Annotated in this window: 10 protein-coding genes; 5 read left to right on the forward strand and 5 right to left on the reverse strand. The window is 46.4% G+C overall.

All coding sequences use genetic code 11. The features are described from left to right. Positions 1 to 153: 153 nt before the first annotated feature. Complete coding sequence (locus AYJ58_RS08230; protein ID WP_006080602.1) at positions 154 to 1413, reverse strand: dicarboxylate/amino acid:cation symporter; 1260 nt, start codon at positions 1411 to 1413, stop codon at positions 154 to 156. A gap of 292 nt (positions 1414 to 1705) precedes the next feature. On the opposite strand from AYJ58_RS08230, the gene AYJ58_RS08235 reads away from it, so the two are divergent. From AYJ58_RS08235 to AYJ58_RS08255, 5 genes are all read left to right on the forward strand, one after another. Beyond that, the gene (locus AYJ58_RS08235; RefSeq protein ID WP_106649721.1) at positions 1706 to 2131 is read left to right on the forward strand and encodes a YqaA family protein; all 426 of its coding nucleotides are present in this window, start codon (positions 1706 to 1708) and stop codon (positions 2129 to 2131) included. A gap of 179 nt (positions 2132 to 2310) precedes the next feature. Continuing rightward, the gene (locus AYJ58_RS08240; protein WP_106649722.1) at positions 2311 to 5163 is read left to right on the forward strand and encodes a M16 family metallopeptidase; all 2853 of its coding nucleotides are present in this window, start codon (positions 2311 to 2313) and stop codon (positions 5161 to 5163) included. A gap of 184 nt (positions 5164 to 5347) precedes the next feature. After that, positions 5348 to 6997: a glutamate--cysteine ligase gene (gshA, locus tag AYJ58_RS08245; protein WP_106649723.1), complete on the forward strand. Its 1650-nt coding sequence runs from the start codon at positions 5348 to 5350 to the stop codon at positions 6995 to 6997. Next, entirely contained in the window at positions 6994 to 7458 is a 465-nt protein-coding gene (locus AYJ58_RS08250; RefSeq protein WP_106649724.1) for a hypothetical protein, read from the forward strand. The genes gshA and AYJ58_RS08250 overlap by 4 nt, the downstream gene beginning before the upstream one ends. A 166-nt stretch (positions 7459 to 7624) precedes the next feature. Then, positions 7625 to 8242 (forward strand): transglycosylase SLT domain-containing protein, encoded by a 618-nt coding sequence (locus AYJ58_RS08255; protein ID WP_106649725.1) that lies wholly within the window; start codon positions 7625 to 7627, stop codon positions 8240 to 8242. A gap of 152 nt (positions 8243 to 8394) precedes the next feature. Here AYJ58_RS08255 and AYJ58_RS08260 read toward each other — a convergent pair whose 3' ends face one another. The 4 genes from AYJ58_RS08260 to dauA form a co-directional block, all read right to left on the reverse strand. Next, positions 8395 to 9648: a GGDEF domain-containing protein gene (locus tag AYJ58_RS08260; protein ID WP_106649726.1), complete on the reverse strand. Its 1254-nt coding sequence runs from the start codon at positions 9646 to 9648 to the stop codon at positions 8395 to 8397. Positions 9649 to 9811: 163 nt separating this feature from the next. Then, positions 9812 to 10915 carry a 5-(carboxyamino)imidazole ribonucleotide synthase gene (purK, locus tag AYJ58_RS08265; protein ID WP_106649727.1) on the reverse strand — a complete coding sequence of 368 codons (1104 nt, stop codon included), beginning with the start codon at positions 10913 to 10915 and terminating at the stop codon, positions 9812 to 9814. After that, complete coding sequence (purE, locus tag AYJ58_RS08270; protein WP_006084961.1) at positions 10915 to 11406, reverse strand: 5-(carboxyamino)imidazole ribonucleotide mutase; 492 nt, start codon at positions 11404 to 11406, stop codon at positions 10915 to 10917. The genes purK and purE overlap by 1 nt, the downstream gene beginning before the upstream one ends. Before the next feature lie 269 nt (positions 11407 to 11675). Next, complete coding sequence (gene dauA, locus AYJ58_RS08275) at positions 11676 to 13451, reverse strand: C4-dicarboxylic acid transporter DauA (RefSeq protein WP_106649728.1); 1776 nt, start codon at positions 13449 to 13451, stop codon at positions 11676 to 11678. Positions 13452 to 13666: the final 215 nt, after the last annotated feature.

Genomic DNA, 13666 nt, shown 5'->3' on the forward strand with positions numbered 1-13666 from the left:
TGTTGGAGTTGATTGGATGCTTTAAGGTCGACAGTTTCACCGTTGTTTGCTGGATAAAAAAAAGACCGCCTAAGCGGTCTCTTGATTTACATCATCTGCGTAATTTACCTAATGTTACTGATGGTTTAGCGCAGTGGCTTCGACCCAGTATTGTTATTGCTGCGAACTTACTGGTGTAACGTCTTGGTTATCGTTCGAATAGAACTGCGCTTCATCGAGTTCATTTTCTGATTTACCAATCACGACAGCTGTCATCATATCGCCCGTCACGTTCGTTGCTGTGCGGATCATATCGATGATACGGTCAATCGCGGCGATAAAGGCAATGCCTTCAAGTGGCAGACCAATCACACCTAAGGTCACAGTTAACATCACCATTGCACTTCCTGGCACGCCAGCGGTGCCAACAGAAGCCACGGTTGCAGTCACGGCAATCATTACATAGTCCAGTGTATCGAGCGGAATATTGTAAATTTGGGCGATGAAGATAGCGGCAATCGCAGGATAAATACCCCCACAGCCGTCCATGTTCATGGTCGCACCTAATGGCATCACAAAGGCGCTATAACGCTTTGATACGCCCATGGTTTCGACTGCACGGGTGCTCGCAGGTAAAGTGCCGAAACTTGAAGAAGTACTAAAGGCGACTAACTGCGCTGGCATAGCTTTGCGGAAAAATTGCAGTGGGCTTAAACCGCCGACAAATTTCACTAAGCCACCGTAAACAAAGATGATGTGGATAAAAGCGGCAATGTAGATAGCCCCGATAAACTTACCCAAAGGCAGTAAGGTTGATAAACCATATTCACCCACAACCCATGCCATTAAACCAAACACGCCGATAGGGGTGAGTTTTAAGACCATACGAGTCAGTTGGAACATGACTTCAGCGCCTGCTTCTATGGTGCGTTTTAGCGGCTCAGCTTTCTCGCCGACTTTGTTAATAGCGATACCCACTAACGCGGCAAACACGATAATTTGCAGTACCTTACCTTCAGCCAGTGAAGCGAAAGGATTGACAGGGATCATGTCGAGCAACACTTGTGCAAAACCGGGAATATTACGCTCGCGCACTTCCGTTGCCGTGAGCTGCATAGTGCCGCCCATGTCGATCATTGAGCCTACGGCTAAGCCGATCAACGAGGCAATCGTGCCTGTCAGCATGAACATGCCTAAGGTTTTAAGGCTCAAGCGTTTTAGGCTAGTTTGCGAGCCGAGCGATGTGATACTGACGACAATGGCACAAAATACCAAAGGCGCGACCAACATCTTAATGGCGCCAATGAACAGATCACCGAGTGGTTTTAGCACTGTGGCGCTTTCACCTAAAATAACGCCAACGAGCGCACCTAAGATAAAGCCTGCTAAGACTTTTTGCCAAAACGGAATGCGGCTAATGGTTTGAAGGATCATGCATATTCCAGAAAAATAAATTAAGAGTGAGCCAATAGACCTGCGATGATAGGATTCGTATTTAACGAATTGAGCGTGATGTTAACGCGCTCTCAGTCATGCGCAGGGTCATTGATTGCCATAGTTAAACCATTGTATCGACAGAGCTAGGGTTATAACAAACCGTTTTTCTTATAACTTATTGTGATAAATGAGTTTGTTGTAAAAAGATTAAGTGAAACATTCAATTAACCCTAGGCAAGCTTAATTGTATTGAATGTAAAAAGAGAGATTTATCATTGAGTAAGCCATTATGACTGAGTTAGGCATTATGTTCTCCGGCGCTTTTTTAGCGGCGACATTGTTACCGGGGGGATCTGAAGTCTTACTCGTGGCGTTATTAAACAAAACCCCAGAGGCTTGGGTTGCGCTGGTCGTGGTGGCTAGTATTGGTAACACGTTGGGCGCGATGACCAGTTTCTATTTAGGCCGCTTAGGTCGCCTAGCAAAATCACCGGAAGCGTTAGCGACAGGTAAACACGCAAAGGGGCTCGCCTTGATTGAGCGCTACGGCGTATGGGCGCTATTGCTCTCATGGGCACCGGTTATCGGCGATATTCTCTGTTTATTGGCAGGTTGGCTTAGGTTAGCGTTAATCCCCTCTTTGGTGATGATTTTAATCGGAAAAACAATTCGTTACTTAATTGTTGCCGCAGCTGTGCTGCAATGGATAGCATGATGGCGCTAGGATGCATTTAATAGTCAAGTGCTGGGAGTGTTTTCCGTTTAGACTGAATTTACAGTATAGATAGGAACTTAGTGCCAATTTTGCGAGTCATAAATCCCAATGCTTAATCATTTAAGCGCACTATTACTTTACGCAGCACTTTAGCTATAACACTTTATTTTGACCTATTGATGTATGAGGGGAATGTTTTGAAGAAATGGATATTAGCGGTCGCAATTTCTGCCGCACTCGCGGGCTGTGCATCTGAAACGACTACGGCGAACTTGCCCGCAGGCGTTAAACTTATTGAGAATGTGCAACTGGCTGATTCGCAAGTAGGGATCCCCTACAAAAAGTACCAATTAGCCAATGGGTTAACGGTTATTTTGCATCAAGATGATTCCGATCCCTTAGTGCATGTCGACGTCACTTATCATGTGGGATCTGCCCGTGAATTAGCTGGCCGTTCGGGTTTTGCGCATTTATTTGAACACATGATGTTTCAAGGCTCGCAGCACGTTGCTGACGAACAACATTTTGAAGTGGTTACCGAAGCTGGCGGCACCTTAAACGGCACGACCAATACCGACAGAACCAACTACTTTGAAACCGTACCCAGCAATCAATTAGAAAAAATGCTGTGGCTTGAGTCGGACCGTATGGGCTTTTTATTGCCGGCACTCACCAGTGAAAAATTTGAAGTGCAGCGCGAGACTGTGAAAAACGAGCGTGCTCAGCGTATCGATAATCAGCCCTATGGCCGCATGAGTGAGCGTTTTAGCCAAGTCATGTATCCTGTCGGTCATCCTTATTCTTGGCCTGTGATTGGCTGGCCGGACGATCTTAATCGCGCCACAGTTGATGATGTTAAACACTTTTTCCAACGTTGGTATGGGCCTAACAATGCAACCCTGACCATAGGTGGCGATTTCGATGAAATGCAGACCTTAGCCTGGGTAAACAAATATTTTGGTGAAATCCCCCGCGGCCCTGAAGTCTCGTTAGAGCAAAAGGCGCTGGTTAACTTAGATAAAACGCGTTATATCTCCATGGAAGATCAAGTGCATTTGCCTTTGATCCGTATTGGTTTTCCAACCGTATACGCAAGGCATCCTGATGAAGCTGCGCTCGATCTGTTAGCCAATATACTAGGCGGCGGCAAAACATCCTTGTTATATAAAAACTTGGTGAAGGATGGTTATGCCGTGCAGGCCAATGTCAGCCATCCTTGCCAAGAGCTGGCGTGTCAGATGTCGATTTACGCTTTAGCCAATCCTGAAAAGGGCGGCAAACTGGCGGATCTGGAGCAACGTATCCTCGATTCTATTAATGAGTTTGAGCAACGTGGCGTTACCGATGACGATCTGCAAAAAGTGAAAGTGCAGTTTGAGGCGGATACAATTTACAGCCTGCAAAGTGTTTCTGGCAAAGTATCAGCCTTAGCGATGAACCAAACGCTGACGGGCAATCCGAATATGATAGCCTCGGACTTGAGTCGTTATGCCAATGTGACCAAAGATGATGTGATGCGCGTGTTTAAGCAATACATCAAAAATAAGCCTATGGTGGTGATGAGTGTGGTGCCGCAGGGAATGACGTCACTTATTGCCCATGCCGATAACTTCACGCCAGCGACCTTGCCTGTTGCGCAAACCGCGGTAGAAGGGGATTTGCCAAAGCCTGAACTCGTATCAAGTTTTGATCGGACTAAGATGCCCGCATCTGGCGCTGCGCCTGTGTTAAAGGTTCCGACAATATGGACAAAAACCTTAGCCAATGGCATAGAAGTCATGGGCACGCAAAGCACTGAAACGCCTACGGTTGAGTTAATTGTGTACCTCAATGGTGGCCATAGACTGGTACCAGTTGAAAAAGCGGGCTTAGCAACGCTGACTGCGGAAATGCTTAATGAGTCGAGCCAGAAACGCAGCAGTGAAGCGCTTTCGCAAGCCTTAGAAATGCTCGGCAGTTCAGTCGACTTTAGTGCCTCTGAATATCAAAGTGCGATCAAAGTATCGGCTCTGACAGCGCATTTAGATGAGACGCTGGCGATTATGGAAGAAAAACTGTTTCAGCCAGCATTCAGCGAAGCTGACTTTTCGCGAGTGAAACAGCAGCAATTACAACAGATCCAGCATATGCAGTCCGATCCTAGCTATCTGGCTGATACGGCGTTGTCGTCTTTGTTATACGGTAAAGACAATGCGTTAGGTGTGAATGATCTTGGTACGCTCGATTCAGTCGCGGCGCTTACGTTAGCCGATGTAAAAGCGTTTTATGCCCAGCAGTATCAAGGCGGTAACGCTAAAATCGTCACAGTCGCCAATTTACCTGAATCAGCATTATTGCCTAAGTTAGCGGGATTGAGTCAGTGGCAAGGGGCCGCAGTTGTGATGCCGCCACTTAAGCCACTCCCTGCATTAAAAGGCGGCACAATTTATGTGATTGATAAACCTGGTGCGGCTCAATCGGTAATCAATATTGCCAAGCGCGCATTACCCTACGATGCCACAGGCGATTATTTTAAATCCTATCTGATGAATTATCCGTTAGGCGGCGCATTCAATAGCCGTATCAACCTGAATTTACGTGAGAATAAAGGTTATACCTATGGCGCTCGTACCAGTTTTGCCGGCGGTGCTGAAGTAGGGGATTTTGTTGCATCAAGTAACGTGCGCAGTGATGTGACGGCGAAAGCCCTCACTGAGTTTGTAAAAGAAATCAGTGCGTACCAGCAAAAGGGGATGACGGATACTGAACTTGCCTTTATGCGAAATTCAGTCTCGCAAGGCCAAGCACTTGATTATGAAACGCCGTATCAAAAAGCGGGCTTTATGCGCATGATCCAACGTTACCAATTGAGCCAAGATTTTACGGCTCAACAGGACAAGATCATTAATACTGTAACAAAAAATGAACTCAATGCCCTCGCGGCTTCCGAGCTAGATATCAATAAAATGGTGATTCTGGTGGTGGGAGATAAAGCGAAAATCGAAGCAGATTTAGCGGCGTTGGGCTATCCAATTGAAACTTTAGTATTGTAAATTGGTATTTCGCCCTTATATAGGTAAGAGACGGGTACGTTAATTAACGATTATTTGTCACATATTTACCGGATTTACATCGAAAGACGGTGACAGCATTAGCTGTCACCGTCTGCTTTTAACAGTACAAGTTGTGAATTTGGCTTGCCCCACAGACAGGTTTAGATTTATTTTGAGGCGTATTTTGCAAGATAAGCCTCAAAATAAAGGTCTGACTGTTAACCTTGTCGCGATAGCGAATCACCAATTAGAGAAGCGCAAATTGAAGTCATTCAATGAATTAGTACAACATCTCTCGGACGTCCATGGGCGCACCGCACTCTTGGGTATGTTACGTGGCATAGAACGTGAGGCGTTGCGGATTGATGAGTTTGGTTATCTCGCTACAGACTCGCATCCCGAAGCCTTAGGCTCGGCGTTAATGCATTCACGTATTACGACGGATTACAGTGAAGCCTTGCTCGAGTTTATTACGCCGGTAAATAACAATGTTGAGCAATTGCTAAACGGATTAACTGAAACCCACGCCTTCAGCGTGCGCCATTTAAATGGCCAGCGTCTGTGGCCTGTGAGCATGCCTTGTTATGTTAAGGATGAGAAACAGATCCCCGTTGCCCGTTATGGTTCATCAAATACTGGCATGATGAAAACCTTGTATCGCAAGGGCTTAACCTATCGTTACGGCGCTTTGATGCAGATTATCTCTGGGGTACATTTTAACTTTTCGGTATCGCAAGAGTTATGGCAAAGCCTATATGAATTGAGCGATAAGCAGTTAAGTTACGACGATTTTATTTCTGAATCCTATTTTGGCTTGATCCGTAACTACCGCCGTTTAGTCTGGATGCTACCTTATTTATTTGGCGCCTCACCGGCGTTGTGCGGTTCTTTCATTAAAGATCAAAAGACCGATCTCAAGTTTGAAAAAACGGGCCACGGTACTTTGTATCTACCCTTTGCGACTTCGTTGCGCATGAGCGATTTAGGCTACACCAACAAGGAGCAAGAAGAGCTAAATATTAGCTATAACTCTTTGCCTGAGTATCTGGCTGGCGTGAATGCGGCCATCAAAATGCCTTCGGCAAACTTTGCTAATATCGGCGTTAAAGTCGATGGTGAGTATCGCCAACTCAATGCTAACGTATTGCAGATTGAAAACGAGTTTTACTCGCCAATTCGTGCGAAACGGGTGACACGCAGTGGCGAGAAGCCGTCAGAAGCCTTAGCCCGTGCTGGGGTAGAATACATTGAAGTGCGTGCTTTAGATGTTAATCCATTTAGCCCGATTGGCATTGAGGCGACCCAAGTGCGTTTCCTTGATTTATTCCTGCTTTATTGTTTATTAACGCAGTCTCCTAAGTCTGATGCTAGCGAAGAGGCTAGATTAAGCGCGAATCTTAAAGCTGTAGTCCTCGAAGGTCGTAAACCTGGGCTTGAGTTATTAACCGCAGACGGTTCACGTTCGCTTAAATCTTGGTTAGAAGAGTTGTTTGATGCCCTGCAACCTTTGGCGGTATTGCTCGATGGTGAGTTGACTGATTATCAAGTGGCGTTAGCCCATTGGCGTAAAGCGGTTGAAGATCCTAACTTGACCCTGTCGGGACAAGTGCTGCAAAACGTGATCAACAAAGGCCAAGATCATGGTCAGTGGGTAATGACGTTGGCGCAGCAATACTATCAATTCTTTGTTGATTATCCTTTGTCGAGCGAGACCATAGCGCAGTATCAAGCAGAAGCATCCAGCTCGCTTAACAAGCAGGCCGAGCTAGAAGCGGCTCAGAGTACTGTTTCATTCGATGATTATCTGGCAGATTACTTTGGAGCTCAGTCGTGAAAGAGGACTTTTTCTCTTTCACTCGCTTGCGTGTCAGCGCAGCTTTGATTGGGGCCAGTGCCTTATTATCAGGCTGCGCCGCTTCACCTGAAGATCCCCTAGGCTGTGGCACTGTGTCGGGATATTTGCAGCCCGATGCTAGCACTCACTGGTATCGCGTCGTCGTGACCCATTTAAACGGTCAGGCAGTGGTCTCTAAGCCTAATTATCAGCTAGCGCCGGGCGAATATGAGTTTACTGTCGCCGAACTGATTGATGACCCTAGCTTGTCGGTCACGCTTGCTGCGCGAACACCTAAGGTATTTAAGCTCAATGTTGAGAGCCATCAGCGTTATCATATCGGTGCGCTATTTCACACCGATAAGCGTTATATGGGCAAAGACACGGGATATTGGGAACCGGGCGTATGGCAGCAAGAAGAGCATGAGTGTCAGTTTGAGCTGAGTCCCGAAACGAGATAGCCAAAGCGTTAAGCTCAAGTGCTAAGCCAGCAACATCCGATTTAAGTCAGATTGATTTACCCCTTGCGCTTAGATCTACTAAGCGCAAAAAAGGCTTTTTATGCTTGCCTCAGACTGAGTCTATGACATCATGGAGCCAGCTAACTCTCCAAAGAATATGATATCAATGAATAAACCCTCCACTATCTTACTCTGCGCAAGTCTCGGCATCTTGTCTGGTTGCGCGACGTCTCCGCCTAAGTCTCCTGAAAATTTGTGTGAGATATTTCAAGAACACCGAGATTGGTATGATGCCGCTAAAGACGCCCGTGATAAATGGGGCGTGCCAGTGCATGTGCCGTTAGCGATGATGTATCAAGAGAGTTCATTCAAGCACAATGCCGCGCCACCGATGGAATACTTTCTAGGATTTATCCCTATTGGCCGTGCCAGCGATGCCTATGGTTACGCACAGGCTAAGACCATGACGTGGGATGATTATGTGCGTGAGACGGGCAACAGTTGGTCGAGCCGCAGTGATTTCGATGATGCGATGGATTTTATGGGCTGGTTTATCAGCAAAACCCATAAAATTAATGGCGTGTCTAAATGGGATGCGCGCGCTCAATATCTTAATTATCACGAAGGCTGGGGCGGTTATCGTCGTGGCAGTTACAAGTCTAAGGCGTGGTTAGTCAAAGTAGCGAACAAGGTGGATGCCAGATCGAAACGCTACGCAGCTCAATATAAAACCTGCCAAAAAGACTTGGATTCATCTTGGTTGTGGCGCTTATTCTTTGGTTAGGGTTTGGCAAGAGCTTAGCTAGAGTCTAGTTTGCTCACATTATCAGCCATTTGAATGAGCATCTATGGCTGACTGTAGGTGTTCAACTTTGATATTCAACTCAAAGACTGACTTTTGCTATTGACCTTTAATAGCGCCTGACTTCAATCGACTTATTGTGCTTTCACTGCGAAGGTTTCTAATGCCTGAATGGCTTTTTTCTTCGCACGCTTTTGCTCATACATAGCATGATCTGCAGTCTTAAAGGATTGATACCAATCGGCTTCGAAGGGGGCAATACCAAAACTAAAACCTAGGCTAAGCTCTGAACCTTGATTCAAGGTTTTGCGCATATCATCTAAGTCCTGTTCAATTTGAGCTAACGGCCCATGGCATAAAGCGACAAACTCATCGCCACCAAAACGGGAAATAATGCCTTTATTTTGCCAATAGGTGAGCATGGCGGTGGCTGTTCGCTTGATGGCAACATCACCCATCTGGTGCCCATAGGCATCATTAATGGACTTGAGATTGTCCATATCGATAATAATTAAAAAACTGCCTAAGTGAGGCTTGTGCTGCCAGTGGTGCAGTTCATCTTCAAAATTCTTTCGATTATAAAGTCCTGTTAATGGATCAAAATTGGCAAGTTTAGTGATCTGCAGTGACTTCTGATAGAGCGCAATGGCATTGCTAGCTTCGTGAGTTAGGATAGAGACAAGATTGCGGTCGTAATCGCTAAAGGCGCCAAGGCTACTGCTATCGAGATTGAGCATGGCATACAGTTTGCCATCAATACGAATAGGGCTAGACAGGGTTGAGCGTATCGGCTGCTTCGACACTGAGAGTAACACTTTTTGATCATCTTCCGTTAAGGTGCTAGCCGCATTGATATTCTTCATATCATTGATGACCACCACTTGATCGCATCTCCCTTCAGTGAGTCGATATTCAAAAGTTTGCTCTAAGGTAAAATCCAGTTGTCTGAGCTTTGCTAAATCGAGCCCCACGACAGATTCAAAATACAGTTTATTATTCACTTCGTTGATTTTAATGATGCTGCCCATTTCGGCACCATTAATCACGTACACGGCTTTATTGAGTAAGGCGTCCAGAAAGGCATGCTCATTTTTATAATGGCTCGAGAGATGGGCGAGTTCATAGATGGCATCGTTGATGGTGACGACTTGCTCTAAATGCTGCCATAGTCGAGTTAAACGACCCTGATGCAAATAGTAAATTAGGCTGTAGGCAAAAATATAAATGATGCAAACAAACAGTAAGGGCAGGATAGTCCAATTTTCTGTGGGTGCATTAAAGATAAACAGCAGGATGAATAGACATATCGGCACTATAAGCAGTAGCAGATGATAGCGATAATCTAAGCGATCTATGGTCTTACGTTTGAAATTATCCCTTAATTTCACTCGACTATTCCTTTATCTGTGTCATTGCTAGTAATCATTGAATGCTATACATCACTAACGTATTCACACTGAGTTCAGTTAAGTATATAACGAAAATTGAAATATAAACTGATATGAAACTGTGGACAATTTCATATCAGTGATTTTGGTACTAAATACTGAATTAACGCGAATTTTCTGCGTATTCGGCCAATATCCAAGTTAATGGTGCTTGGTATTGGATTGGCATCCAAGTTTGCAGTGCGGCTATGCTCTGGTTGAGCACAGTTTGATTTGGCACTGATAGGTTTAAATGTCCGACTTTACGACCTGGGCGCACTTCTTTGTTGTACCAGTACAACTCAGCATTGGGCAAACTTAACCAACGTGGGTCATTATCGATACCGATAAGGTTGACCATAACACACTGAAAATTCACTTGTGGCTGTGGGATCGCAATTCCGCAAAGTGCTCTAAGATGCAGCTGGAATTGATCCATATGGGTTCCGGCTTGAGTCCAATGGCCAGAGTTGTGCACTCGCGGTGCCAGCTCATTCACCAATAACTCATCACCAACACGGAAGCATTCCATCGCCATCACGCCAACGTATTCAAGCTCGTGCATAATAGCGCTGAGCATAGCTTCGGCTTGGGCTTGCAAAGGGCTTAAGCGTGCCAGTGGCGAAATCGACGCCATTAAAATACCATCTTGATGTAGGTTCAGCGTCAGCGGATAAAACACGCATTGGCCTTCACGGGTACGTACGCCAACCAATGACACTTCTTCATCAAAGTTAATCGCTTGTTCAGCAATCGCAAGGTTACGCCAATCGTTTGGAATATCACCCGCTTCGGCTTGTTTAAGCCAATGTTGGCCTTTACCGTCATAACCACCAGTACGGCGTTTCATCAAGACTCTGGGGCCATAGTGCTGATACAGGGTATCGACTTGGGTGTTATCGTCGACCAAGGTCCAAGGCGCAGTGGGAACACTCAGTTGGTCGAGTAGACTCTTTTGGCTAAAACGGTCGGCTAAACGGCTAAATACCGGACCATTAACAAAATGGGGGTGTGAGCTGAGTTGTAAACTCAGGGCGGACTCTGGCCACTGTTCGCGCTCGGCGGTGATAATGTCGTGCGACGCGAGTGGCAGGATGTCATCCGTAGGCGTCATGATATCGACGGCGTTAACTTCAATTGCTAATGGCTCACCAGCGTGGGTTAGCATGGCCCCTAGCTGACCATTACCTAATACCCAAACCTTAGGTTTAGTGTTTGTCTGGGTCATTAAACTTCCCTCGGATCTGGATTGTCCAGTACCGCACGGGTCTGTTCTTCTCTGAAAGCGTCAACTCGAGCCGCTAATTCAGCATCGTTATTCGCAAGGATTTGGCAGGCCAACAATCCCGCATTGAAAGCGCCCGCTGTGCCTATAGCTAAGGTGCCGACGGCAATGCCTTTTGGCATTTGAACGATAGACAATAAGCTGTCCATACCTGACAGGGCTTTACTTTGGACTGGTACACCTAATACGGGTAAGCGAGTTTTAGAGGCAATCATACCGGGTAAGTGCGCAGCACCACCGGCGCCACCAATGATGATTTTAAAACCACGATCGGCGGCAGAGGCTGCAAACTCCATGAGTTTATCTGGCGTTCTATGGGCGGAAACCACTTCAACATGATAAGGCACTTGCAGTTTATCCATTATCTCAGCGGCGGCTTCCATCGTGGGCCAATCACTTTTAGAACCCATAACAACAGCAACAAGGGCTTGCATGATAACTCCTTAACTCACTAATTTTAATTATATTTTGACCTTGTTTCAGGTCTAGGTACAGTTGATGCTTGTCTAGCCGTCACCGGTAGCAAGCATCATGGCGCTGAATAATACCATGATCCTCGTCATTTCTGCCCGTTTTTGCGCGCGAAAAAACGTCTTTTGCTGTGATGAATGGCTTGGGGAATTGAGCTATAAAAAAGACCAATCCTGAGATTGGCCTTTGAGATAAGTCAGCAGCATTAAGTCGATGAGATTACGCTGCTGCTTTACTGTGTCGGCACATTCGCAGTGATTTCTGTTTGCTGAGTGATAACTGGCGCTTCACTCTGAGCTTCAGTTAGGGCTTCACGTAGAGTGGAGTAAAACTTTAACACGCCCTCAATTGGTTGGATTTTGGCTCTTGCCAGCGTTCGAATGGGCTGAAACTGTAGATCGGCGATAATGAGCTTAGTCTTATTCGCTTTGCATTTTTCAATCAGTTTTGTCAGCGCGGCTAAGCCACCGGCATCCAGAATCGAGACCCCATCGAGATACAGCACTATCACTTGTTTATCTTCGGTGAGACTGGCAATTTCGGAAAAAATCCTATCGGCAGCGGCGAAAAATAGCGGCCCGTTAATTTTGAGTACAGCCCAATCGGCGGGTAGCTCTTGATCGACATAACGCTTGTTAGTGCTGATATCGTAAAGCTTTGTCATCTCAGCAATTTCCTTCATAAATAGCAAGGCGGCGAGAATGATCCCCACACTGATGGCGATGACCATGTCGAAAATAACCGTTAATGAAAAACAGCTAGCAAAGACCATGATATCGCTGGTGGGCGCGGTTTTAACTAAATGCAGCGCTTTGTGGGCCTCACTCATGTTCCAAGCCACGACGAGTAGCAGGGCTGCCATGGCCGACATCGGCAAGTAAGCGAGCACGCCCGCTAAGGCGACTAAGCCAAACAGTACCACTATGGCGTGGATCATGGCCGCAATTGGGCTATGTGCTCCCGCTTTGACGTTTGCTGCGCTACGGGCAATTGCTGCAGTGGCCGGAATACCACCAAAAAACGGCGTGATGATATTACCTATACCTTGGCCTAGTAATTCACTGTTGGCACTGTGACGTTTACCTGTCATGCCATCGAGCACCACTGCACAAAGTAGCGATTCAATTGCGCCTAACATGGCGATGGCAAAGGCGGCGGGTAATAAGGCTTGAAAGGTCGCGAGATCAAACTGAAAAGCTTGACCATTGGCGCCAGCTTGCAGCCAAGGCCATTCGAAACTCGGTAATACAGCTGGGATCCCCATGCCTGTGGTGCCATCGCTCAGCTGGTAGTGAAAACGGGTGCCTATGGTTTCTATGTCTGCTCCCATAGCATTGAGCACCAAGGCGAACATAGTGCCGAGTATGATAGCTGGAAGGTGTGCTGGCACGGGTGTTTTGAGCTTTGGCCAAAGTAGCATAGTCGCTAATGTCGCGGACGCGACCAGTAAGCTAGGCAGATGCACCGAAGGTAGTGCTTGGGCTAATACCATTAGCTTGGCCAGATATTGCTCCGGCATATGGGCAATTTCGAGCCCGAAAAAGTCCTTTAGCTGCAAGGTAGCAATCACTACGCCAATCCCCGCGGTAAAACCTAAGGTGACGGATTCGGGAATATACAGAATCAACCGACCTAGGCGCAGCGTCGCCATACCGACGAGTATCATTCCTGACATCACAGTCGCGATTAATAATCCAGCTAAACCAAACTGTTGGGCTATGGGGTAGAGCAATACTACAAATGCCGCTGTCGGGCCGGATACGCTGTAACGTGAGCCGCCAGACATGGCGATAATAAAGCCACCGACTATGGCGGTATACAAGCCGTATTGAGGCGCAACACCACTGGCAATGGCTAATGCCATCGCTAATGGAATCGCAATAATACCTACAGTGAGACCAGCAAGAAGATCTTGCCCAAAACGTTTAAACGAATACTTATCCGTCACGCAAGCTTCTGTGAGTGCTTGGGCGATCCTTAGGGAAAATAAATGAGCGGAGTGTGACACAAGAGGGTCCCATAGCTAGGCTAGCAACAAGCTTCTATTTTAGTGGCCAGATTGAATGTGCAGTGTGATCTTGCCAGCAAAAGCGATTGAAAATACTTTGTTTTGTATAAATAGTGTGCTTGGAGGCGGTTTGATTCTCATTTAAGCATGTTTTGCAAAATATCGAGATGTTTTAACCCTTTTGCTAATGCGGGCCGTTTACAGCTTTAGGTCAA

Source organism: Shewanella sp. Pdp11, assembly GCF_002838165.1.
GTDB classification, from domain to species: Bacteria; Pseudomonadota; Gammaproteobacteria; order Enterobacterales; family Shewanellaceae; genus Shewanella; species Shewanella hafniensis.